The sequence below is a fragment of the Lujinxingia vulgaris genome, assembly GCF_007997015.1.
Taxonomy (GTDB): Bacteria; Myxococcota_A; Bradymonadia; order Bradymonadales; family Bradymonadaceae; genus Lujinxingia; species Lujinxingia vulgaris.
This window is the reverse complement of sequence record NZ_VOSM01000004.1, coordinates 19,041-41,547: the sequence shown is the minus strand read 5'-3', so window position 1 is coordinate 41,547 and position 22,507 is coordinate 19,041. Positions and strand designations below refer to the sequence as shown.

Here is a 22,507-nt window from a genome sequence, read left to right as displayed (position 1 = left end):
GGGCGTCCGGTGGTTCGCGTTTTGTGGTTAGGTGGTTGTGGGGTTAGGTGGTTGTGGGGCGCCGGGGTTCGCGATGTGGGTCGATTCGTGTGGGCGGCTGGTAGTTCGCAGGGGGCTGATTACTCTTCGACGCTGGTCATTCGATCGAGATGTCCGGGGTGATGGCGACCTTCGTCTCGACCGCTTCGGAGAGGTCGATCGCGATCTCCTGGCCCTCGATGGTGACGTTCGTTTCGTCAGTCTCTAACGAGATGATAAGCGAGTAATGCGCATCGCGGTGGTACTTCTCTTGGGACTCGTAGGTCTTCCACCACCCTGTCGCCGGATAGACGACCACGCTGCCGCGGCCGGCTAGTTGTGCAGCGGTGCCCTGCCAAACATCTGAATGAATTGAGCCCCGGTGACGCGTTGTCGTGCCGATCATCCACGCGCTCGCGTCGGACGTTGAAGGGCTCTTTTCGCCCTTTTCTCGCATCGCCTTACTGATACGTTTTCGAAAATTCTCATCGCTTTCGAACGTGGTTTTTACGTCAAAGCGAAGCAAGTGGGAGGCGTATTGATAGCGGCTGGCAAACTCCAAGCCGCGATGTGCGGGGTTCGGTTCTACGAAATACGAAAGAGTGACGCGAAGACGGACGGGCGTCTCTCCAAGGGCTAGCAAGTAGTCATCGGGCCAGGGGAGCGCATGAACATTCATCTCATACGTTGTAATGGAGGACTTCTTCTTTCTGAGGAAGGGTTGCAGCGCGTCTTCAATCACAAGCGTTGCGGCATCTCGCCCGCTGAACAGCGCCCGGTCCAGGTTCGGGACGCCGTAACCGTAGCAGCGCAGCAGATGTGAGAATTTCTTTGTTCTCTTAGTCTTAGGCAGATGTGCGACATCCTGCTGCATCTGTTTGGTCCAACGTGCTGAATGGACGAGAAGGGCCCGCACGGTTTCGGCGCGGGCGTTCGGGTATTCGGAAAGGACGACGGCCGCCATTCCCGCCACGATGTTTGCCGCCCCGCTGGTCATGCCGGAGGCTTCCAGAAGTCGCCTTCGATCTCTTTGAGGAGACGAGGTCGTAAGAAGCATCAGGCTATCAACGAAGTCGGCGGTGCCGGTGTCGGGATTGATCGCCAGATTGCCGCTCTCGACGACAATATCGGGCTTATAAGGCCAATCGTTGTCCCACCCGTAGGAGGTGGTCGAAAAGGGGCTAAGACCTCCAATGGGAGCAATGGCGCGCCAATCGGGGTATTCGTCCTGCGGTTGAATGGTCACTTTGTTGGTGTAGCCACCTACGGTCAGCACGTTCCAGGCCTGAGCCGGGCTCTGAACGGAGTCGGTCAAGTGGGCCGTCGGATATTCATAACCGGGAACCTTGTAGTCCGCGTTGCCCGCGGAAACGCAGATCAAACGCGTCGGTCGATCCTCTTCCATGGCGCCGGACGCGAGCTGATCAAGTGCTCCAGACCATGAACTCGGTTGCCCGTCGCGACATGGCTCAACCGTGGTCGCGAGGGCAAACACGCGTCGTCGTTCCGGATTGTTAATCTCGGCCAGGGTCGCGGCGGTCGCGGTGATCTCCCCATACATTCCAGGCTCGTTTTGTCCCTGGGACGGCAGTATTTTCACTGACTCCAGCCGCGTAAGAAGCTGGAACTCCTCGGAGCTCAACAGACACTCTTCGAGCACAGAACCGAAAAGCGCGAAGCCAGCCATTTCGGTCCCATGACCATGATGATCGTCGGTTCCCCAGGCTTGATCGTAAGCGTCGACATCATATTCGGGATGCAGGGCCAGCTTCAAGAGTGGGTGCGCGCTGTAGACGCCTGTATCCAGTACGCACACCGCCGGAGCGTCCTCCTCTGGAGCGGAAAGTCGGCTGGCAAGCTCGTCGATAAATTCTCGCTGGTCGGCGGCCCCAAGCTCGGCAAACTCCTGCACCACCGGGCGCGCGCGGCGAAGCTCGGCGACCGTGTCGAGCAGCTTTACGTTGCTCATCATGTCCGAAGGAGATGCGACGGCGAGGAAGACGACTCGGCCGGGGAATCTCAAGGGTCGACTTTTGAGCTGCAGTCCGACCGCTGTGGCTTCTCTCAAAAATAGATTTTCGTCAGGATTTGCCCGAACCCATAGCTCCCACCATATGGGCTCGTCGCCTTCCGGAGGGGAGTCTTCAAGAGGGTCGTTCCACAACGACTCAAGTCTGGCTCGGCGAATCCGAAGAATGCTCTTGACGAGGGGCTCGTTGCGCGGATGTCCATTTTTGGTGGCTTTATCGGGATTTAGAAAATCCTCGATTTTCTTTTCAAACTTGCTCAACTTCCCATCGGGAACAAAGACACTCGCGACACCCTCGGAGACTTCGTCGTTCGTGACTTTGAAACTCAGGAGCTCAATGCCTGCGACTTTGTCTTCAAGGCTGTCGAGCTTTGTTGCCGGCGTCATTTCAAGAAGGAACTCGAGCACATCGCCGGAACGCGGGCCTAAATGAAGGGCCTGACGGGCTTCTTGAATCTCCTGGACGTCATCTTGAAGCGCTTCGAGTTGCTGAAGCAGCACTCGCCCGTGTTCTCTTCCTCGGGTCCACGTATGACGACCACGTTTTCCACCGCCACCTGGGTAAGTATAGGCAAAGGCCTCAGAGGTGTTTTTCAATACGAAATGCTTGCGCCGGTTCTTACTGTCGTCGGCCATGATGTACTGCTCCCCCGCTCAAATTTAGGTGCGGTTGCTTCTCGGCGAATACGTCGGCTTTCGCTGTCTTTCCTGAAGCGCCATGCGGATATCGGAGGTCGAAAGCTGAGCGCGATCGTCCATCACCATATCCTTGGCGGCGTCCTCGCAGGCGCGCGCGATCTCGGCAAAATTCATGCCCTCCGCGAGATTTCCGAGTTCGTCCCAGTCAATCTCGTCGAGGTCAAAGGGGGCGAGGAAGTTCTTCATCATCTCGGCGGCGAGTTGGGCGTCGGGGTTCTCGTAGCAGATGGTGTCGTCGAAGCGTCGAAAGAGCGCCTGGTCGAGCATCTCTACGTGATTGGTCGCCGCGACGATCAAGCTGGTCGACGCATCATCTTCGAGGAATTGCAGGAAGCTGTTTAACACGCGGCGGATTTCTCCCACGTCGTTCTGAGCCGCGCGTTGCGCGCCGATGGCGTCAAACTCATCGAAGAGGTAGACTCCGCGCTGTTTCTGCATCGCATCAAAGACAAGCCGAAGCTTCGCCGCCGTCTCGCCCATATATCGCGTGATGAGCCCATCGAAGCGCACGGTGAAAAGCGGCAGGTTCAACTCTCCGGCCAGCGCACGGGCTGTCATCGTTTTGCCCGTTCCGGGAGGGCCTGCGAGCAGGATCTTGCGACGAGGGGAGAGGCCGTGGTGGCGAAGCCTCTCGCCATTGCTGTGCTCTTTGAGCAGACGCTTCAAGCTGCGCTCAACCTCGGGCGTTAACACCATGTCGGTGAAGCGCGCTTTGGGAAACGAGGCTGTAAGTACGCCTTCGAGCTCCCCACGGGGTTGCGTAATAGGCACGGGGCCGCGCGTCGGTTGCACGACAGCGTTTTGCGCTTTCGCTTCATCGACAAGCTGGCGAAGCTCTCGCGCGACATTTTTATGCCCTTTCCGTGCCTGCTCGGCCGCCAGTTGCAGCGCAACGCGATAAAATCGCGTGTCGTCGTGCTCGGCGTAGCACTTAATAAGTGCCTTGATTTGCTCTGCTGTCGCCATACAAGCACCGAAGGGCGGGGAAGAAGGTCTCTAAAAATAACAACAAGTCGTTGGTACGCAATCTTTCGACGTCCCCGTCTATACAGGGACAGGCGGTGGCTTGGATAGTCCGTACATGGTCTGGGGGGCGCCCGGGTTCGCAATGTGGGTCGATTCGTGCGGTCGTCGGGCGGGGTGCGGGTTGTGGTTGGGTGGTCAGGTGGTTGTGGGGCGCCCCGCTTTGCGATGCTGGTCGATTCGTGAGCACGTCCGGTGGTTCGCGGGGTGCGCTCGTTTCACCGATCCCGTTCAACATGTGGCTGAGGTGGTGCCCGGGGGGCCGGCGATATCTGTAACCTCCTCCAGAATTCGCGCCAGCAACTCCCCCGACACGCTCTCCGGAGTGACGAGCTCCACCTTCCTGCCGAGGAGCGCTTTGAGCCGTTCCGAGAGCTCGAAAAGATTCGCGTAGGTCTTCTCGTCGGGGCGAAAGTAGACGAGGAGATCGACGTCGCTGTGCGCGTGGGCGTCATCGCGGGCAAAGGAGCCAAAAAGCCCGAGACGGTCGACGCCGCGCGCGTGGATCGCGCTCCAGTTTGTGGCGAGTCGGTCGAGTACGTCGTGTCGGGTCTGGGCGGGTTTCATGGCGACTCCTTCGGCGCGGGCGGGGCATTGCTGCCTGTAGGAAATATAGATGGGAGGGGGGGAAAGCAAAGGAGGGGCGTGGGAGGTGCGGGTTCGCCACGTTGGTCGATTCGTTCGCGTGTTGGGAGGGGCGCGGTTTGTGGTTGGGTGGTTGTGGGGTTAGGTGGTTGTGGGGCGCCCCGCTTCGCGATGCTGGTCGATTCGTGAGGGCGTTCGGTGGTTCGCGTTTTGTGGTTATGGGCGCCCCGCTTCGCGACGCTGGTCGACGCTGGCGAGGTCTGGCGGGACGAAGGTGCGCTATTGCGCGCGTCTAGGGCATGCACAGTCCCGTGAGGAGCGTCGACCGGGAGGCTGACGAGACCGGGCCCGCGCCCGTTTCCACCTCGCCGGTCACCTGCATGGCGGCCACGAGCTGTTCATCTGCGGTGATGGCCAGCGCGCTGGCGAAAATCTCGCTGCCTTGCTGGCTGTAGAAGAGCTCCCACAGCGGTTCGCCGTTGGGATCGTAGGCCGCCAGAAATCCGTCGGACTCGCCAACGAGCTCACGCGCGCCGTGCCCCAGGTCAATCTCGGCGCTGTCCTGGCGGTAGTAGAGCTGATAGCTGCCCAAAAGGTAGGTGTTGCCGAGAGTGTCGACGGCGACGTCCCCGCCGTGGCGGGCGGCCCGGAGTCCGCGAAGCCAGTGGGGCGTACCATCGGCGTGATAGCTGACGGCGAAGGGTTCGATGGTGCCCCCGGAGTTGGCGTACATGTAAAGAGGGGAGAAGCTGAAAACGCCTCCCACATCGACCCGGCCGCTTGTGTTGTAGAGCACCACGAGACCACCGTCGGGACGTACGGCGACGTCGGTTGGAGATACGGTGCCCGGAGAGGTGAGGATGGTCTGAGCGCGGTGCTCTCCATCGCGAGAATACACCACCAAAAAGGCGTCGGAGTTGGTCCCCGAACTGACCTCGCCAGCACCCAGGTCGAGCTCGGCACGGAAGGTCCCGCTCAGCGCGATCGTGTTGTCATCGAGCAGCGCGGCCTGCGATACGCTAAATGTGTAGGAAGGGCCGGGCACGCGGTGATCGATGTACGCGCCATCGTTAGCAAAGAGCGCGTAGAAGCCGGTGGCACCCTCGTGCTGAGGCTCGATCGGACCGGCTCCCAGATCAACATCTGCGGCGAAGGTGCCGGCGAGTAGCACTTCGCCATGGTGGGCGTCCAGGGCCTGGAGATTCGGTGTGGTGAACCGGCGCTCCCACAGGTACTCGCCATCGCCGCTGAAGCTGAGCAAGAAACCGCTCTCGTCGACGGCGTCTTCGGGGATGCCCGCTCCCAGATCAGTCTGCGAATCGGAGCGGCCGATCACGTAGATCTGGCTTGAGTCGTCGATGGCGATGTTGCGCAGGCCGACGGGCAGACCGCGTATCCAGAGTACCTCTCCCCCTGCGCTGAGCCGGGCCATACTATGCTCCAACTCCTCGCCCCACAGAGGCGTGGTCGAGCTCGTCAGATCGCCGGGGCGGAAATCTCCGGTGATCACCATGCCGCCGTCGGGATGGGGAGCGAGCAACGCAATCTCAGGGTGGGATTCCTCGGAGCCTGGCCAGAGGTGGTGCCAACGGTGCTGTGTCTCCAACCCCGGCAGGCAGGCCACACAGTCGCCGCTCTGCACATCACAGTAGGGAAGCACCGACGAGCAATCGCTGTGCTCAATACAGCGGGGGGCTTCATCGTTGGGAGTGTCCTCCTGAAGCGCGACGTCACCGGCATCGCGCAAAAAATCCGAGCGTCGCGGGTTGTCGTCACTGCAGCTTGCGACAGCGAACCCCAGGGTAAGAAGGGCGATCACTGGAAACTTCATCGGGGACTCCGGGGGAAGGTCGGTCGAATGTCGTGCGGGGTATCGTGCTCGGGCGGCTGAACACCAAACTACCCTCGATGCGCTAGCGCGGCGTCTGTGTTCGTGGTGGCGTATTCTACCGAAATTGCTATGGGCACGCATTGTCGGAAGTTTGTGGTTGGGTGGTTGTGGGGCGCTCGGGTTTGCGGGGTGGGTCGATTCGTTCGCGTGTTGGGAGGGGCGCGTTTTGTGGTCAGGTGGTTGGGTGGTTGGGTGGTTGTGGGGCGCCCCGCTTCGCGACGCTGGTCGATTCGTTCGCGTGTTGGGTGGTTCGCGTTTTGTGGTTGGGTGGTTGTGGGGTTAGGTGGTTGTGGGACGCCCCGCTTCGCCACGTTGGTCGATTCGTGTGTGCCGCGTTTAGGGCGCGGGTGGTTGTGGGGCGCCCCGCTTCGCCACGTTGGTCGATTCGTGTGTGCCGCGTTTAGGGCGCGGGTGGTTGCGGAACGCCCCGCTTCGCCACGCTGGTCGATTCGTGCGCACGCCCGGTGGAGCGCGAAAGGCGCGCGACCCCGTCGACGCCCACCGCCGCCGTTCGCGAAAGGCTCGGGACCCCGTCGATCGACTCGCCCGGCCGTTCGCGAAAGGCTCGGGACCCCGTCGATCGACTCGCCATGTCGTTCGCGAAAGGCTGGTGACCCCGTCGACGCCCACCGCCGCCGTTCGCGAAAGGCTCGGGACCCCCTCGACGCCCCGTTTGGGGTATATGCGTGCGTCATTTGTCGGCAAAACAAAGCCCCGGCGAGTGGCCGGGGCTTCTGAGTGTCAGTCTGGCGTTCTATGGGGTGTTACACGTGGGAGGGCTCAACGACGTCGTCGCTCACCACCGGTGGAAGCACATCAGCAGGAGGGGCGTCGCCCTCGAAGCGTTCCTCGCCGGTCTCCGGGTTGATATCGGCGGGATTGCGGCGCCGGCGGTGGTCGTCGCGCACGCGCTCCTGCTGGTCGATGAGGGCGGCGACGAGGGACTCGCGCTGGCGGGTGGCCTGCTCATCAAGGGAGGGGTAGCTGGCGAGGGCCTGGATCATGACCAGGCTGGCGTATTCGTGAAGCTCCTCGCGGGCCGCGCGCACCTCGGAGAAGGAGATGGCGGCATCGGGGGCGCGCTTAAGCTCGGCGCGGAAGCGCTCGACGAGCTCGCGCATGCGCGTGACCTCGCGCTCCAGGCCCACGAGCTGAACCTCGCCAGCCAGATCGCCCTCTAAATGCTCCAGCATGACGTCCATGGTGCCGAGCTGTACCTCGAAGCTCTGGTGGATGATGGGGGCGGCGCCGCGGGGGAAGATCACCGTCAGAATCTTCCGGGCTGCCTGCACGACCGGGTCATGTTCGTCTCCGAAGGCGCGGGCGTCGGTGAGCGCTTTGATCGCCCCGATTTGACCATCGAGTTGGTTGTCCAATTGCACTGCCTCGCCGCGCGCATTTGAAGACTGCGTGCGGGCCTGCTCGTAGGCGAACTCCAGACGCAGCGCGCGCTCCCCGACGCCGATGGCCTCGTCGGCGGCCGCTTTGAGGGTGTCGAGGCCGCGGCGTTCGGCCTCTTCGCCCAGGGCTTTGAGGGCGAAGACGTAGCGGCCCGTGGGCATGTGAATGAAGTTGAGGTGATTGGAGACGATCCCTTTGATGCTCATAGCTTTCCTCGCTTCTAAAGTGGGCATTGCGAACGGGCGCGATAGGCCCACCGACAACGCCGTGACGTAAAGGACCACCGCGCCCCATGCGCGGCGGAACACTTCAGGGCGAGATCTCCTACGACGTACATCACGAGGATGAAGGATGGATCTCGGGTGTGGTGAATGGAGGGGAGAGTAGTCGGGGATGGGGGGGAGGTCAACGTGGGGGGCGCGGTGTTGGCGGGCTGGCGTGGACGTTCGGTGGTTCGCGCTTTGTGGTCAGGTGGTTGGGTGGTTGGGTGGTTGTGGGGCGCCGGGGTTTGCGGGGGGGGGCGATTCGTTCGTGCGTCGGGTGGTTCGCGGGGTGTGGTCAGGTGGTTGTGGGGTTGGGGGGGTGTGGGGCGCCGGGGTTTGCGGGGTGGGTCGATTCGTGAGGGCGTTGGGTGGTTCGCGTTTTGTGGTTGGGTGGTTGAGTGGCGCCGGTGGTGCGGGATGATTGAAGTAGCGGTGTTCGACGCCTATTTTAGAAGTCAGGATGCAGGCTCGGTAGGATTTGCTGCGAGGTATGCGATGGCACATCAACTTACAGAACGGGAGCTTCAAGCCTTTTCGCTGGCGGGATATCCCTATCCGGTCGAGAGGCCTGAGGAGCCAGTCACGCTCGACGAGCTCGCGCGTGTCGTGGTGCGAGTGATGGAAAACCCCGGTGCCCGTGCGGTCGAAGCCAGCGTGATGGCATTGGTGATGATGGCGCAGCTCGACGCGCTGGAGATGCTGGAGTGCGAGGATGTCGAGGCGCGGCGTCGGTTGGGTTACGTGGCTCAGCGATTGAGTACGATGGAAGGCGTTCCGGCCAGGGCCCAAAAACGCCTGCGTGAGCTTGTAACGCGACTTAGAGGCTTCGCCGCGGGGGGGAGGGCCCTTTTTCTCACAAGTGTGGTAAGCCGGGGGCGAGCGGAGCGGCTGGAGCGTTCGGCGGACGATGTGAGTCGATTCTGGGGGGTGTATGGGGAGGTCGTATGGCGCGGGCGTGACCTGGAGTGAGGTAGCGGTTTACAACCAATGCAGCCACACCAGGCATTCGGGCCGGGGATGAATGATCACGCGCCTAACCTTGTTTTGCCTGATACGTACGCGACCACGGAACGTCACCAGCACGGAGAAGGATCATGCAACGCGATAATCTCAGCGCTCAAGAACCCACGCTGAAGCCGGAAGATCTGGAGTGGTCGGGGGAGCCCACCATCGTCGATATCCACTTCGATTGGCATGACCGTCTGGAGGACGACACGGTTCGCGTCTGGGTCGTTGTTCCGGATGGGACCGACGAAGCACAATTGGTTTGGCCAGCGGTCGAGCCCCTGGAGGATGCCATCACCGACGCGCTTCGGAAGAGCCATCCTGAGCTGGTCCCGGTGATTCTGTATCGCACGACGTCGGAGTATGGCGCCGAGCATGGGGCGAGCGCATGAGCCGCGCGGTCTTGTTGCATTCGCAACTCTTAAACCAGGCGCATCATCTGGCGACGATGGAGCCTCGCCGGCCTAAACAGGCGAGTTTGAGGCGGTCGGTGTCAACTTCCTATTACGCTGTGTTTCACTTTCTGATTGAACAGGCCACACGCAGTCTGATCGGTGGTCAACCCGAGTCGAAACCGCTGCGGCAATTGCTGGCACGCTCATTCGAACACGGTGAGATGGCCAGTGCGTGTAAAAGCTTTCGAGGCGGGGTTGGTAGCTTGCCCGCGGGGGTAAAGGATGTGATGGCTCATCTGGATCTACCGCGGGAGTTACAGCTGGTAGCGAGACATTTCGTCTGGTTGCAGCAAGAGCGTCACGATGCGGATTACAACCTGTTTCGCACGTTTCTGAGACGTGATGCGACCAACGCCCACGAACGCGCCCGTTCGGTGATCAAAGATCTCTGGCCTTCTACGAACAGCCATCAAGCGGCTCGTTTCTTTCTGATGTCGTTGTTGACCTGGAAGCGGATCAAGGTTCGTTGACGAGATGGTCGAGCGCGTGACGGTGAGGACGTAGCTCCCGCGCCCGCCCCCCCTCACTCCACCTCCACCTCATGCTCGCTCAAATCAAAGGGGACCTCGTCCATATAAAGTCCGCCGCGGGCGCACGCGTTGGTGTCGTCGGCCAGGCAGGAGGTGGGGTGGAAGCGGTTCGGGGTGTCGGTGTGGGGGAGCCAGTCGAAGAGAGCGACGTACCAGGTCTGGCCGGGGGAGAGCAGGGCGTTGTTGTAGTGCCAGACGCGCTCGCCATGGAGGTAGACATCGACCCTGGCCAGCACGGTGTGGGCGCCGGAGTTGTAGCGCACGGCCACGTGGGTGCGCTGGCCAGGGAGGACGGGATGGCCAACCTGCTCGACGAGGCCATGGCGAGTGGCGTTGGTGCCGGCGCGGGCGTAGAAGAGGTCGCCGTGGATGGGCCAGGGGTTCTCGGGGGAGCGCCAGGAGGTGCAGCCCAGGCTGTCGGGGGCGTCAAAGGAGGTGGCCAGCGGGCTCATGCAGGCGATGAGATCGAGGTCGACGGCGTCTTCGCGCAGGATGGGGCCGTCGATCAGCGGCTCCCAGGAGAGGCGCATCACAAAAGGCTCGTCCAGGAGCGGGTCGGCCGCGTCGTCGGGCACAGGCGGAAGGTAGGGATCTTCGGCGGGCTCTGGGGGAATGGGGTTTTCGTAGAACTCCCAGAGGGCGCCGGGGTCGCCTTCTGGCGGGACATCGGCTTCGATGGGGCCGCAGGATGTGGCCAGTGTCGCGAGTGCGGCGAGTAGCAGGGGGGAGAGCTGGCGAGCGCGGCGGTGGTGTGCGGGCAGGGGGAGGCCAGGTCGGGGCATGGTCGTCTCGGCGGTGGTAGCGAAAGGGACCGGTGGCTGGCGCGTTCCCTCCGCGGTGGTTGGTTTGAGCGTGGAGAGAGGCTACCGCGAGAGGGGGATGGGGTCAAAGGGGGCAGTCGGGATGTTGCACGATGCCATGCATAAAAAAACCGGCCTCCCGCCGAAGAGGAGGGGGCCGGTTTTTTCAATTTTTTTCAAGGATGCAGAGGGTCCGGGAACGCCGCGTCAGGGTGCCTCGGCGAAGGTGACGTCGTAGGTGTAGAGCGCGTCGTTCACGTCATGGCAGGAATCATCGCCATCGCGCTCGGCGCAGGAGGGGCCGTCGGTGATGGTGGTCTGAGCGGGGTCTTCGTGCCAGTCGATCGTGCCGGCGTACCATATCGCCTTGTTGACTGAAGGATCGAAGTCCATCGTGTTCTCCCGGGCCAGCTCGCCATCGAGGTAGACGCGGGCGTGGGCTCGGACGGCGAATCGGACGCTATAGCCGTGGACCACCAGGTGGGTGCGCCCGGCGATGGGGTGATCGTGCACGACCCATTCCGGGTAGTCGATAAATTGACTATCGAGCAGCATCTCGGTCTCCATGCGCTCACCATCCGGGGTGGGATTAAACCCGGCACGCGTGTTGCGGTAGCTCGTGCAGCCGTTCAGGTCGTCGAAGAGCGAACCGTCGAGGGCGTGGCAGTAGAAGAGATCGAGGTCGGTAAGGGAGTTGATGTACGGGCTCGCGTCTTCATCCACGGGATCCAGGCGCTCCCAGAGCACCTCAATCAAAACGTCGCGTTCGGGGCGAGGTGGGGGATCCTGGGGGCGCCAGTCAGGCAGATCGTGGGGGGCGTCGGCGTCGGAGGTGTCAGGGTCGGCGTCGGGCAGAAGGTCGGTGTCCTGGCCGGCGTCATCGTCGAGCTGCCAGTCGCAGGAGGCGTCGGGGCAGTCGTCGGCTGTATTTTCAGCGTCTTCGGGGGTGCAGGCCGGGGCCAGGATGAAGATGGCGAGGAGTAGGGCAAGCGGGAGATTGGGGCGCATGGGCGTCTCAGTGTTTGCGCAGGTGGTTGATAACTAAGGGTTATTCGGGGTCGTCAAGGTAGAGGGGGATTTCGTCGAGGTAGTAGGACCCGTCGCAGCGCTGGTCGGGTGATGGGTAGCAGGTGAAGGCTGGCAGGCGCTCCGGGAGCGTGTCCTCGCCGCCCCATTCCAGGGGACCGACGTAGAACATCTGGCCGGGTTCGGAGAGAAGCAGATGCTCTTCCGAGATCATCTCCCCTCGGTGGTACATGCGCACTGTCGCCCACGTGTCATAACCGCCGCTGTGGTAGAGGACGCCGACATGGGTGCGTCCGGCGTGCAGGATGGGGTGTCCGACCTGCTCGGCGACGCCGTCGCGGGTGGCGTCGCCGCCGGTGCGCACGGTGTAAGACTCTCCATCGATGCGCCAGGTGTTTTGCGGAATGGTCCAGGTTGAGCACGCCTCGGTGTGATGGCGGTCGATGGCGACGCCCGGGGGGCTGACGCAATAGATGAGCTCCAGGTCCACCGAACGGCTTGTCAGGGGGCGTTCCTGGGTCAGGTGCTCCCACTCCAGGCGCACGACGAACTCCTCGTCGAGCAGGGGTACTTCAAAACCTTCGGGGAGGGGCTGGAGGTAGCGGCCGTCGGGATCGTCGGGATCGTTGGGGTCAGTGGGGTCGCTCGGATCGTTGGGGTCAGTGGGGTCGCCGGGATCGTTGGGGTCGCCAGGATCGCCGGGGTCGCCGGGATCGTTGGGGTCGCCGGGATCGTTGGGGTCGCCCGGGTCGCCGGGATCACCAGGGTCGTTGGGGTTACCGGGCTCCTGGAACTCCCAGCCTGCGTTATCGACCAGGGTGTCGGGGCCATCTTCGGGGACGCAGCCCGCGGCGAGTAGGGTGGTGAGGGCCAGGGCTGCGGCGAAGCGTGTGGAGGGAGGCATGGCGACGGGCTCAGTACGAAGGGCAGGAGGGAGGGGCCGTGTACCCCCCGCGTGGGTTTGATGAGTGCATCAGGGTACCGAGTTAGGGGGAGGGGTTCAATTCACGGCCGCTTAAAACATTAGAAAGGGCTCAGCGTCGGCGTCGTTGAAGACCCATCAGGCCGAGGATGGTCAGCAGGAGCAGGGCGTTTGCGGGGGCCCCGGAGGTGCTGGTGCAGCCGCAGCCGGAGGCTTCGGCGGTGGGGGTGTTGGGGCCGTCGTTCGCATCGCCTGCGTCACCATCACCGGGGTCGTTATCACCGGCATCGACCTCGCCAGCGTCTTCATCTCCGGCGTCGCCTTCGCCGGCGTCGACCTCGCCGGCGTCGGGGGTGGTGTTGTCGGGAGGGGTGACCTCAATGGTGACCGTGGCGGTGTCGCTTAAGCCTCCGTCGCTGACCTCGAAGGTGAAGGTGTCGTTGCCGCGAAAGCCGGTGTTGGGAGTGTAGGTGGCCTGGTCGCCGGCGAGGGTGACGCTGCCGTTGAGAGGTTCGGTGATGATGCTGAAGGTCAGCGGATCGCCGTCGCTGTCTGTGGCTTGAAGGGTGAGGGTGAGCGGCTGATTTTCAGCGGTCTGGGCGGTGCCGTCCTCCGCCACCGGCGCGGTGTTGGGCTGGCCGAAGACGGTCACCGTTCCAAAGTCGTCCAGGGGGGCGCTGACGAAGACGTCGCGTTCTGTGAGGGCGACTGCGCTTCCGAATTTGTCGCTGAGCTCGACCTCGTTCAGGGTGATGCGCTCCCCGCGTCCCCAGGCGCTGAGGGGGCTGCCTTCGGCGCGTTCATAGACGTAGGCGGCGCCGGCGTAGGCGCGGTCGTCGACAGTAACCTGCGAGGCGCCCACAACCAGTCGCCGGTCTTTGATGGCGACGGACATGCCAAAATAGTCGTTTCGTATACCGTCTTCGCGCACCAGGCGTGTGACCTGGCCCCAGGTGTCGGGGCCGCCTTCATCGCGGCCGAAGACGTAGACCGAACCGATTCGTGTGTCGTTTACGTCATCATAGGGGAGGCCGAAGATCGCCAGGCCGTTGTCCATGGCGAGCGAGGCGCCGAACTCGATGGAGATAGCCTCGTTGGCCGGGACGAGCTTTTGAAGTTGTCCCCAGGCGTCGGGTCCGCCGGTGTTGCGGTTGAAGATGTAGGCAGCGCCTGAGTCAGCGCGGGTGATGTCTTCTTTCGGTGCACCGACCAGGAGGTCATCGCCGCTCAGCGCGAGGGCGAACCCGAACCTGCCGCCTGAAGCGGGGACCTCAGGGGTGATTTTTTTGAACTCGCCCCAGACATCGGGTCCGCCTTCGTCGCGAGCAAAAAGATAGACCGCACCGGAGTCAAGCGTGTCCGTAGTGTGATCCTGGCGGGAGGCGCTCACTGCCGCGAGCTCGCCATCCAGGGCAACCGAAGATCCGAATTGATCGGAGTCGCCGATGTCGGCGGGGAGAAGTCGTTTGACCTGTCCCCAGTTGTCGGGTCCGCCTTCGTCGCGATGAAAGATGTAGGCGGCACCGGCGCCGTTGTCGCGCGTGGAGTTATAAGGGGCTCCTACGAGCGCGACGTCTCCGTGGAGGGCGACAGCGTAGCCAAATCGGAAGTTGGTGCCGGGATCGCCGGGCGCGAGCTTTTTGACCTGAACCCAGCCCGTCGGGTCGTCGGGGTTGCGCTGGAAGATGTAGGCGGCGCCGGAGCGGACGCCGTTTTCGTTGTCGCCCATTGCCCCGACGAGCAGCGTGTCGCCGTCGGCGGCGATGGCTTCGCCATACTGGTGTGAGGCGGCGCCATCCTCGGCGATGAGGGTGGCGTAGGCGTCCAGGGGGATGTCGAGCGCCTGGGTCGCCCGGGCTGAGTCGCTCGCTTCGGGGGTGGGGTCGTCGGCTGCGGAGCAGCCGAGGAGAGGAGCGAGGAAGAGGGGAAGAAGAAAGGCGTGCCAGGGAGAAGTGGACATCATTCAGCGTGCTCCAACAGTGATTTTGATGAGGCCCCGGTCAGCGCGGTAGCCATGAGGTGTGTGGCAAAAAAAACTCAGTCCACGCGCAACACATCGACCACCCGCAGCGGGTAGAAAGGAAGGTCTGACCAGCGCCCAATAAGTTCCACGCGGTAGGTGCCCGGGAAGACTTCGCCATCAAAGCGCACCGCGCCGCCGTCGGTCGGACATGTACCGCCGATGTGCACCGAGCCGTGGTCGTTGAGGGAGATAAAACTCACCGACGCGCACTGAGGGAAGGTGCCCGGCTCATAGGAGGGTTGCTCGCCATTATGCAAGATCTGGCCGGCGAGGGGGCGGGTGGGGACGTCGAGCTCAAGATCGCTCACGTCGGTGTCGATGGTGAGCTCGTCGAGCACCAGATAGCCCGAGGGAGGTAAGACGCCGTAGCTTCCGGAGACATAGACTTTGTAAGTTCCCGGGAAGACTTCACCTTCGAAGATCGCCGGGCCGCCCTCGGGGTCGCAGGTTGCGGCAAGGGAGAATTGCAGCTCGTAGTCCTGCTGAGGTTTGACGAAGTGGGCGTAGAGGCATTCGGGGGCGGCGTTGCCGGGGATCTCGGGGATGTCGCCATTTTCGAGAATTTCGCCGGAGACCGAGACCGTCTGCACGTCGAGCTCAAGGTCGGTGAGGTCCCGGTCCACCACCAGGGCTTCGTGGGCGAGGAAGGGGGCGTCGGGAACATCGGTGACGAAGTCGGCGTGGGTGGTGATGGCGAGCGCGTAGGTGCTCTCGAACATCAGGCGCTCAAAGATGAAGGGGGCATCATCGGTGCAGGGCAGATCGATGCCGTGGGAGGCGCCGCCCTCAAGGTCGGTGATGCTGAGCATGGCGCAGAATGCCGCGCCGCCGGGGGCGATGGTGGGGGCGGCGCCATTTTTGAGCACGCGCCCGGCGATGGTGTGTACGGTGGCATCGACTGTGAGGTCGTTGATGTCGGCGTTGACCTCAAGTCCTTCGATGATGCGTCCGCGAAGCTGCGGCATAACGTCACCGACGCCCGAGACGTAGACATCGTAGGTGCCCGGGTAGAGGAGCATCTCGATGTCGAAGCCCTCGTTGAAGGCGTCGCAGCGAAACTCCTGGGTGAACTCGTATCCCAGGGTGGGTTCGACAAAATGGACGTTCACGCAGCGTGTGAAGACTGTGTCGTCGAAGGTGGGGGGCTCCCCGTTTCGTAGCAGCTCTCCGCGCACGAGGTGGGTGGCAATATCGAAGAGAAGATCGGTACGGGGGGCGTTGACCTGAAGATCACGCTCGACAAGGCCCTCAACCGAGAGCGGCAGGGTCTCGGACTGGTAGCTCGTGACGTAGACATCGAAGCGCCCTTCGGGGAGGCGGCCCTCAAAGGTAAAAGGCTGCCCCTCAGGGTTGCACGTGAAGGGGAGGGTGTAGCGCTGATGGAGCTGCTGATCGACAAAGATCATCGCTCCGCAGTTCGGGCCGCCGCCTGGCGAATCGTGGGGGACCTGTCCGTTATGGCGAAGTTCGCCGGCGATGGGGTGGGAGATGACGTCGAAGAGCAGATCCTCGGTGTCGGCATCGATGCTGAGGGCGTCGCTGACGCGGTAGGAGTAAGGAATCGCATCAAAACCGGCGCGCACCGTCACGGTGTAGGTACCCGGGTAGACCTGTCCCTCAAACGTAAAAGGCTCGCCGCGGTTGTTGCACGTTGCGTAGATGGAAATGGTGACGTTGTGCGCCTCGTCGACGAACTCAAGTGTGACGCAGTCGTCGTCCTCGTCGTGCGGGAACTCGGGAACCTCACCATCGAGGCGGACCTCCCCGGAGACGGTGTGGGTGATGAGGTCCAGGGTCAGATCGGTGGGGTCGCCACCGGCGCATTCGCCCTGAGCGTTGCAGGTGTAGCCCTGGGGGCAGCCGCGCTCGCAGGTGGGGGGCTCGCCAGAGTCGCAGCCGCTCTCGTCGTAGCTCAAGCAGCTTGAGGCGCAGGTGAGCGTGCCGCCCTCAAAGCCCAGGCTCTGGCAGGTGGCGTCATTGAGTAGCGCGCCGTCGCAGAGCTCGCCATCGTCGAGCTGGCCGTTTCCGCAGGTCTCGGGAGGCTCGACGTCCGGGGCGTCGGAGGTGTCTCCGGCGTCGGGGAGGGCTGTGTCGGGGTCCGGCGAGGGCTCGGGGTCGTCGGAGCAGGCGATGCTGAAGCTGGCGAGGAGCGCGATGAGAGCTGCGAGACGAGGGGGCGCAAGGCGCAGTGCAGAGCGAAGGGACGCGTTCATGGCGTGGCTCCGAGAGAGGGGGAGGCCCCGGGGGGTGGGAGGTTTGCAGCTTTTGCAGTTTTGTAGAGCGCGATGATGGTAGCGCGGTGGGAGGTGGGGTTCAACGGGGGGGGCGCGGGGGTTTGCGTGGTGGGGAGGTTCGTGAGGGCGTTGGGGGGCGTGCGGGTTGAGGTTGGGTGGTTGGGTGGTTGGGTGGTTGTGGGGCGCCCGGGGTCGCGATGGTGGTCGATTTGTGAGGGCGTTGGGGGGCGTGCGGGTTGAGGTTGGGTGGTTGTGGGGGGGAGGTGCGGGTTGTGGCGTTGCATCTTGAAACGCGGCGTTGCCTGACGTGCGTTGGGGGGCGTGGTAGGGAGGGGGAATCGCGTTTTAAAGGTGGGGCGTCCTCTGCTCTTGTGTGGGGAGGGGCGCCGGTGGATGAGGCTGCTTTGAGGGGAGTGATGATGCGCTGGAAAACGGTGAAGATGGCGTGGGTGATGGTGGCGTTGGCTGCGATGGTGGGGTGCAGCGGGGAGCCGGAGGGGCCGGCGGCGGGGCCCGACGCCGGGGTTCGGAGTGATGCTGGTGGCGATGGTGCGGATGCAGCGTTGGACGGTGGCGAGGACTCCGACGAGGCCGGTGATGGGGGAGAGGACGCGGATGCAGATGATACCGGGAGTGATGCAGACGTGGCCGATGGCGGCAGCGATGCGCCGCTCTGGGAGGGGCAGGGGGGCTATGAGGTGCGTGGGGCGCAGGAGGTGGGGGCCCGCGTGGTGATCGCGGTGGGGAGCGCGTCGGTGGGGTTCGGGGAGAAGGCCGGGGGCGGCCCGGCGCTGCTGTGGGATTTTGGCGATGAGGTCTATGTGCGCGGCGAAGCGGAGGGGTTTAACGCCGGACTTGCGCATGGCGAGGAGGTGGAAGGTTCGCCGCTTTACGGCAAAGAGTCGCCCCGGGCCAGGCCGGTGTATCAGCGGGAGGGGGAGCGTTTGCGTTACCCGGGAGGTCCAGCGCATTACCTGGGGCCGGCCGGTGGCGGCCCCGAAGATCGCAAGAGCGGCGCGTACTTTATGGGAGTTGCGACCACCGGCGGAAAGACCAGCGAGCCGGCGCCTTTTCGTGATGCGCGCTACTATTACGCCTCGCGGGTGCGCTACCCCGAGGGGCAGAACGACAACTCCTTAAAAACGATGCGAGGCTCTCAGCGCGACAACCAGCAGGAGGGGTGGGGAGGCTCGGCGGCGGGCAATATCTCGAAGAATCAGTGGCAGTACAGCGAGGGGGGCACGCTCGTGTTTCCGCCTCCGATGGAGAATGGCTATCGGGTGCCGGTGTGGTCGTCTCGGCCCGAGGGGGATGTGACGCAGTGGCATCTGGAGGAGATGTTCATCGATCCTTCTGGCGATACCGAGCCCGGGATGATCTTTAACCAGTGGCAGTACTGGTTTGCGGATACCGGCCGACAGCTCTGGTTGCCGGCGATGAATCTGGGGCCGGATGGCGAGGAGCTTGGGCGCTACACGCCCAACACCTACTGGGATAGCACGCGGGGCTTCTACCACCAGGTGGGGCCGGAGCCGGCGGGCTACAATCAGCCTGACTATATGTTTGGTGAGGTCTACGTCGATGATAGCTGGCGCCGCGTGGTGCTGACCGATGGTGCGGACTATCTGGAGAGCGCCCGGGTGGAGCTGCAGCGCATCGTGAGCTGGGAGGATGCGCGCATTGAGGTGGTGCTCAACCCGGGGGCGTTGCTGGCGGGGGAGGGGCCGATTTACCTGCACTGGATCGACAATGACAACGTGGCCAGGCTTGCCGGGGTGTGGGAGCGGTGAGGGGGGCGCCGGGGTTTGCGGTGTTGGTCGATTCGTGAGGGCGTTGGGGGGGGCGCGGGTTGTGGTTGTGTGGTTGTGTGGTTGGGTGGTTGTGGGGCTCGGGGGTTTGCGGTGTTGGTCGATTCGTGAGGGCGTTGGGGGCGCGGGTTGTGGAAAGGAGATAAGAGGTAAGGTGTTGATTTTGCGCGAAAAAAAACGACCCACGGTCAGCCTGGAGGTGACCGTGGGTCGTTTTTGGGATGATGCTGAACGTGGGGAGTGTGGCTACATGTGTTGCATGTGTGTGTGGCGTAAGGTGTTGATATTAAAGTGAAATATGTGACCGTGAGTCACGGTCGGCGGTGTCTATTTGCCGCCGTGCAATCCGCCGCCGCGGAAGCTGCGGTTGCCGACGCTGCCCAGGCGCCCGGAGCGGCCGTAGCTGTGGCGGCCGTAGTAGACGACGTGCATGTCGCGATGGCGGCGCGTGTATTCGCGCGAGTTGTCGGTGGGGGGGCTGTCGTCGGGGTTGGCGGCGACAGCGATGGCGGCGATGAAGAGAAAGAGCAGGCCGCAGAGGATGCCGAGGCCGATGGCGTGTCCGTTCATAATAAACCCTGAAAAGTGGGGGCAGGTCAGTTCCAGCTGCGCCAGTCATCACGAAAGTAGTCGATGAGCACCGGTCGCATCAAGGTGTTGGGCTCCACCTCCTGGCGGCGCTGCAGATCGGGGGGGAAGTAAAAGAGCTCGTCGTCGTGCGTGCTGTCGTAGAAGCGGCCTTCAAACTGGTGCTGAGGTTGTGGGGGGATAAAGCCCGGGGAGGCCAGCGCGAATCCCCACTCGCCAAAACTCGGGACGTTGGCGTGGAAGGGGCGAGTCTGCCAGCCGGCGCGTTGGAGGGTGGCGATGGCGCCCCAGTAGGTGCGGTTGGCGAAGAAGGGGCTTCCGAGCTGGGCGACCATCAGCCCCTCGGGGGCAAGGAGCGCCTGCAGGCTCACGTAGAAGGTCACCGAGTAGAGCTTGGCCAGCGACTCGTGATGAGGGTCGGGAAGATCGATGATGATGAGGTCGTAAGGCGTCTCCCCGCGCGCTTCAAACTCGCGCACGAAGTTGAAGGCGTCGACGTTGAGCACCTCCACCGGGAGTGTTTCAAAAGCCCGCTCGTTGAGCTCGCGCAGCATCGGATGCTCGCGGCCCAGGCGCGTCATCGCCGGATCGAGGTCGACCATGGTGATGTGCTCAATGCTCTCGTAGTGGCCGAGCTCGCGCAGCGCCAGACCGTCGCCGCCACCGAGGACGAGCACGCGTTCGATGGTGTCGAGGCGGCCGGCCGCCGGGTGCACAAGCGCCTCGTGGTAGCGGTACTCATCGCGGGCGGAGAACTGCAGGGAACCATCGAGGAAGAGGCGGATGTCGTCGTCGCGCCTGGACATGACGATCTTCTGGTAGGGGGTCTGCTCCATAAAGACGATGGGATCTTCATAGAGTTCGCGCTCGACCAGGCGTTCCATGGGGCGGTTAACGATCAGGGCGCCGCCGAGCAAGGCCAGGGCCAACACCCCTAAAACCAGCATCTGGCGCGCGCGGGTGAGCATGGGCCGAAAGACCTGAAGCATCACCAGGGCCACCAGCACGTTGAAGAGCCCGATGAGCAGCGAGGAGCCCATGATGCCGAAGACCGGGAGCAGCAAAAGGGGGAAGGCCACGCCTCCCACCAGCGCGCCCAGGTAATCGACACCCATCATCTGGCCCACGCTCAAGCGCAGGTCCTGGCGCAGCTCCTCGCTGATGCGGATCAGGAGCGGCATCTCCAGGCCCACCAGCGTGCCCAGTGTCAGGATGAGCACGACGCGCCCGATCTCGAAAAAGCCGCCGATGGCGTAGAGGTAGAAGAGCGTAAAGGCCGAGAGTCCCCCCACAAGGCCCACCAGGATCTCGGTGAGCACGAAGACGTCGACCAGGCGACGTTTGACGCGGGTGGAGAGGAAGGCGCCCAGACCGTAGGCCGACATAAAGAGGCCGATGGTCATGGAGAACTGGAAGGTGCTGTTGCCCAGCAGGTAGGTGCTCACCGTGCCGACGATGAGCTGGTAGATGATGCCGCATATCGAGACGGCACCCACGCTCAGGGCAACAATCGCCAGGAGCAGGCGCTGGCGAGAGCCCAGGGGCTGGGCGGCCGCCTCGGTGGCGTCGAGGTTGGGGGGACTCATAGGCTGCGCGGCGAGCTCAGATGACGCCGTGAATGATCACGGCAAAGGCGATGAAGTAGCTGCCTTCGATGAGACCAACAGCGAGGTTGTCTTCCTCGTGGATCTGCTTGTTGAAGTCGAAGGAGGTCGCGGTGACGAGCACAATGCGGCCGACCCAGAGCATCAAGAGGCCCAGCAAAAAGAGGCCCGCCACAAGGGCGATGTCGGCCCACAGGGTGCTGGCCATGCGTTCGCCGCCGACGAGCCCGTGCAGGATGATCGCCGCGGCGATCTGGAACATGCCCTTGCTCGCACCGACGGCGGTGTTGCGGTCGCCGACGAGCTCGGCGTTGACGTCGAAAGGCGCGATGACCTTGTAGGCGTAACGCGCCAGCACCAGAGCGGCCATGCCGCCCAGGCTCCATCCGAGAATCTGTGTGATCAGTTGACCCAACTGTGCCATGTCCATGGGGGTTCCTCGTGCAGCGTGTGGTTATGGGGGCAGCCTCCAGGCGCGATCAGGCGCGGGGCTTTAACTCGATGATCTCGATATCCTTCCAGGTCAAAATCTCCATCAGGCTCCACTCATGCTCGCCACGGTCCTCATAGAGGAGGTGTTCGAGGATGAGGGCGCCGCCGGCGTGGATACGCGGGAAGGGGGAGGGCAAGTAAACCCAGGCTTTGTAGTTGCTTTGATAGGTCTCACCCTCAAAGCGGGTGGTCAGGCTGCCGCTGCCGCTGTTGTTGCGGTCGAGCGAGAGCGTGGTGTTGCGCACGCGCACCCAGCGCTGGTTGTGGGCCTGCTGGCTGACGCTGGCGAGCTCGTCGGGGCTGAGTTCGAGCCAGTGCAGCATGTAGCGGTGGTTGCGATAGCAGTCGTCGCCCTCGCTGTCGGTGTACTCTTCTTCGTAGGTCTCGATGGCGATGAAGTGCTCTTCGCCCCGGTGATTTTGCAGCCGGAGCTCGTAGCCGGTCTCCTCGCCAGGCTCGCGGTGCTCGCGCACGTCGACCACGGTGAGCAGCTCTCCGCGGAGCTTGAGTTTGGAGCCGGAGCCCATCTTCTCAAGGTGTTTGCGGGTGACTTTGGTGCGACCGTTGGCCACATACCCCGCCACGCCGATGAAGATGAGCAGCCCCAGCCAGAAGGGCCAGGAACCCACAATGCGCGGTTTGCTGCGCAGGATCTGAACCTTGAAGGCGGCCGCCGGCACCGCGCGGGCGCTGAATAGCGTGATCTGCGGGCTGTAGGTGCCGGCGTCGGGCACGCGGAAGTTAAACTGCGTGCGGGCGTTCTGCTCGTCCCAGGTGCCCGACTCGCCACCTTCGCGCCAGACGCCGGTCTCGCGCCAGTAGGAGTCTTCGAGCTCCAGAAGTTCTTCGCCATCGCTGTTGAGCACCGCCGCGCCCACGTCCATCGCGCCGTTCACCGGCATGGGCATCGCGTAGAGGATGTTGAGCGTGTACATGCGCTCGGGGTCGAGCTCCAGGCCGATGAGCTTCTGCGGGGTGTTGAGCTCGGCGAAGTTGGCCGTCTCGTTGTAGATCAGCGTCTTGCGCTCGCCCATCATGCCGTAGATGGCACCGACCAGGCAGAAGAGCGCAAAGAAGGCGGGGATAAGTGGGCGGTCTCGGATCGTCATGG

At 63.3% G+C, this 22,507-nt stretch carries 18 protein-coding genes; 4 read left to right on the top strand and 14 right to left on the bottom strand.

Translation table 11 applies throughout. The features are described from left to right. Nucleotides 1-136: 136 nt before the first annotated feature. From FRC98_RS09555 to FRC98_RS09535, 5 genes are all read right to left on the bottom strand, one after another. Nucleotides 137-2,683, bottom strand: a complete 2,547-nt coding sequence (locus FRC98_RS09555; protein WP_146981093.1) for a S8 family peptidase — start codon at nt 2,681-2,683, stop codon at nt 137-139. Between the two features lie 24 nt (nt 2,684-2,707). Continuing rightward, entirely contained in the window at nt 2,708-3,712 is a 1,005-nt protein-coding gene (locus tag FRC98_RS09550) for an AAA family ATPase (RefSeq protein ID WP_146981091.1), read from the bottom strand. A gap of 288 nt (nt 3,713-4,000) precedes the next feature. Then, nucleotides 4,001-4,336: a nucleotidyltransferase family protein gene (locus FRC98_RS09545; RefSeq protein WP_146981089.1), complete on the bottom strand. Its 336-nt coding sequence runs from the start codon at nt 4,334-4,336 to the stop codon at nt 4,001-4,003. 310 nt (nt 4,337-4,646) lie between these two features. Next, nucleotides 4,647-6,185: a hypothetical protein gene (locus tag FRC98_RS09540; RefSeq protein WP_146981088.1), complete on the bottom strand. Its 1,539-nt coding sequence runs from the start codon at nt 6,183-6,185 to the stop codon at nt 4,647-4,649. 824 nt (nt 6,186-7,009) lie between these two features. Continuing rightward, nucleotides 7,010-7,852: a hypothetical protein gene (locus FRC98_RS09535; RefSeq protein WP_146981086.1), complete on the bottom strand. Its 843-nt coding sequence runs from the start codon at nt 7,850-7,852 to the stop codon at nt 7,010-7,012. Between the two features lie 552 nt (nt 7,853-8,404). On the opposite strand from FRC98_RS09535, the gene FRC98_RS09530 reads away from it, so the two are divergent. The 3 genes from FRC98_RS09530 to FRC98_RS09520 all read left to right on the top strand — a co-directional run bounded on the left by FRC98_RS09530 (nt 8,405) and on the right by FRC98_RS09520 (nt 9,839). Further along, nucleotides 8,405-8,878, top strand: coding sequence for a hypothetical protein (locus FRC98_RS09530; protein ID WP_146981084.1), 474 nt, complete (start codon nt 8,405-8,407; stop codon nt 8,876-8,878). 125 nt (nt 8,879-9,003) lie between these two features. Then, nucleotides 9,004-9,306 carry a hypothetical protein gene (locus FRC98_RS09525; RefSeq protein ID WP_146981082.1) on the top strand — a complete coding sequence of 101 codons (303 nt, stop codon included), beginning with the start codon at nt 9,004-9,006 and terminating at the stop codon, nt 9,304-9,306. Then, nucleotides 9,303-9,839 (top strand): hypothetical protein, encoded by a 537-nt coding sequence (locus FRC98_RS09520; protein ID WP_146981080.1) that lies wholly within the window; start codon nt 9,303-9,305, stop codon nt 9,837-9,839. The genes FRC98_RS09525 and FRC98_RS09520 overlap by 4 nt, the downstream gene beginning before the upstream one ends. 53 nt (nt 9,840-9,892) lie before the next feature. On the opposite strand, the gene FRC98_RS09515 is transcribed toward FRC98_RS09520, so the two are convergent. The 5 genes from FRC98_RS09515 to FRC98_RS09495 form a co-directional block, all read right to left on the bottom strand. After that, nucleotides 9,893-10,681 (bottom strand): hypothetical protein, encoded by a 789-nt coding sequence (locus FRC98_RS09515; protein ID WP_146981078.1) that lies wholly within the window; start codon nt 10,679-10,681, stop codon nt 9,893-9,895. Nucleotides 10,682-10,906: 225 nt separating this feature from the next. Beyond that, entirely contained in the window at nt 10,907-11,707 is an 801-nt protein-coding gene (locus FRC98_RS09510; RefSeq protein ID WP_146981076.1) for a hypothetical protein, read from the bottom strand. Between the two features lie 40 nt (nt 11,708-11,747). Further along, a complete protein-coding gene (locus FRC98_RS09505) occupies nt 11,748-12,629 on the bottom strand; it encodes a hypothetical protein (RefSeq protein WP_146981074.1) in 882 nt (293 codons plus the stop codon). Nucleotides 12,630-12,759: 130 nt separating this feature from the next. After that, a complete protein-coding gene (locus FRC98_RS09500; RefSeq protein WP_146981072.1) occupies nt 12,760-14,610 on the bottom strand; it encodes an Ig-like domain-containing protein in 1,851 nt (616 codons plus the stop codon). Between the two features lie 74 nt (nt 14,611-14,684). Then, nucleotides 14,685-16,883, bottom strand: coding sequence for a hypothetical protein (locus FRC98_RS09495; protein WP_146981071.1), 2,199 nt, complete (start codon nt 16,881-16,883; stop codon nt 14,685-14,687). Between the two features lie 437 nt (nt 16,884-17,320). Here FRC98_RS09495 and FRC98_RS09490 point away from each other — a divergent pair, with 437 nt between their 5' ends. Next, nucleotides 17,321-18,694 (top strand): hypothetical protein, encoded by a 1,374-nt coding sequence (locus FRC98_RS09490; RefSeq protein WP_146981069.1) that lies wholly within the window; start codon nt 17,321-17,323, stop codon nt 18,692-18,694. Between the two features lie 345 nt (nt 18,695-19,039). Here the strand turns inward: FRC98_RS09490 and FRC98_RS09485 are convergent, their stop codons facing one another. From FRC98_RS09485 to FRC98_RS09470, 4 genes are read right to left on the bottom strand one after another with little or no spacing between them, the layout of a single operon-like run. Next, entirely contained in the window at nt 19,040-19,282 is a 243-nt protein-coding gene (locus tag FRC98_RS09485) for a hypothetical protein (protein WP_146981068.1), read from the bottom strand. Between the two features lie 26 nt (nt 19,283-19,308). Further along, the gene (locus FRC98_RS09480) at nt 19,309-20,886 is read right to left on the bottom strand and encodes a polyamine aminopropyltransferase (RefSeq protein WP_146981067.1); all 1,578 of its coding nucleotides are present in this window, start codon (nt 20,884-20,886) and stop codon (nt 19,309-19,311) included. A 16-nt stretch (nt 20,887-20,902) separates the two neighbouring features. Continuing rightward, nucleotides 20,903-21,334, bottom strand: coding sequence for a DUF350 domain-containing protein (locus FRC98_RS09475; protein ID WP_146981066.1), 432 nt, complete (start codon nt 21,332-21,334; stop codon nt 20,903-20,905). Between the two features lie 49 nt (nt 21,335-21,383). Then, nucleotides 21,384-22,505, bottom strand: coding sequence for a hypothetical protein (locus FRC98_RS09470; protein WP_146981065.1), 1,122 nt, complete (start codon nt 22,503-22,505; stop codon nt 21,384-21,386). Nucleotides 22,506-22,507 lie beyond the last annotated feature (2 nt).

Coding starts and splice junctions, on each gene's coding strand:
- FRC98_RS09510 (WP_146981076.1), bottom strand. CDS start 11,707: ATGCGCCCCAATCTCCCGCTTGCCCTACTCCTCGCCATCTTCATCCTG.
- FRC98_RS09505 (WP_146981074.1), bottom strand. CDS start 12,629: ATGCCTCCCTCCACACGCTTCGCCGCAGCCCTGGCCCTCACCACCCTA.
- FRC98_RS09520 (WP_146981080.1), top strand. CDS start 9,303: ATGAGCCGCGCGGTCTTGTTGCATTCGCAACTCTTAAACCAGGCGCAT.
- FRC98_RS09485 (WP_146981068.1), bottom strand. CDS start 19,282: ATGAACGGACACGCCATCGGCCTCGGCATCCTCTGCGGCCTGCTCTTT.
- FRC98_RS09475 (WP_146981066.1), bottom strand. CDS start 21,334: ATGGACATGGCACAGTTGGGTCAACTGATCACACAGATTCTCGGATGG.
- FRC98_RS09540 (WP_146981088.1), bottom strand. CDS start 6,185: ATGAAGTTTCCAGTGATCGCCCTTCTTACCCTGGGGTTCGCTGTCGCA.
- FRC98_RS09495 (WP_146981071.1), bottom strand. CDS start 16,883: ATGAACGCGTCCCTTCGCTCTGCACTGCGCCTTGCGCCCCCTCGTCTC.
- FRC98_RS09535 (WP_146981086.1), bottom strand. CDS start 7,852: ATGAGCATCAAAGGGATCGTCTCCAATCACCTCAACTTCATTCACATG.
- FRC98_RS09545 (WP_146981089.1), bottom strand. CDS start 4,336: ATGAAACCCGCCCAGACCCGACACGACGTACTCGACCGACTCGCCACA.
- FRC98_RS09500 (WP_146981072.1), bottom strand. CDS start 14,610: ATGATGTCCACTTCTCCCTGGCACGCCTTTCTTCTTCCCCTCTTCCTC.
- FRC98_RS09515 (WP_146981078.1), bottom strand. CDS start 10,681: ATGCCCCGACCTGGCCTCCCCCTGCCCGCACACCACCGCCGCGCTCGC.
- FRC98_RS09490 (WP_146981069.1), top strand. CDS start 17,321: ATGATGCGCTGGAAAACGGTGAAGATGGCGTGGGTGATGGTGGCGTTG.
- FRC98_RS09550 (WP_146981091.1), bottom strand. CDS start 3,712: ATGGCGACAGCAGAGCAAATCAAGGCACTTATTAAGTGCTACGCCGAG.
- FRC98_RS09480 (WP_146981067.1), bottom strand. CDS start 20,886: ATGAGTCCCCCCAACCTCGACGCCACCGAGGCGGCCGCCCAGCCCCTG.
- FRC98_RS09555 (WP_146981093.1), bottom strand. CDS start 2,683: ATGGCCGACGACAGTAAGAACCGGCGCAAGCATTTCGTATTGAAAAAC.
- FRC98_RS09525 (WP_146981082.1), top strand. CDS start 9,004: ATGCAACGCGATAATCTCAGCGCTCAAGAACCCACGCTGAAGCCGGAA.
- FRC98_RS09530 (WP_146981084.1), top strand. CDS start 8,405: ATGGCACATCAACTTACAGAACGGGAGCTTCAAGCCTTTTCGCTGGCG.
- FRC98_RS09470 (WP_146981065.1), bottom strand. CDS start 22,505: ATGACGATCCGAGACCGCCCACTTATCCCCGCCTTCTTTGCGCTCTTC.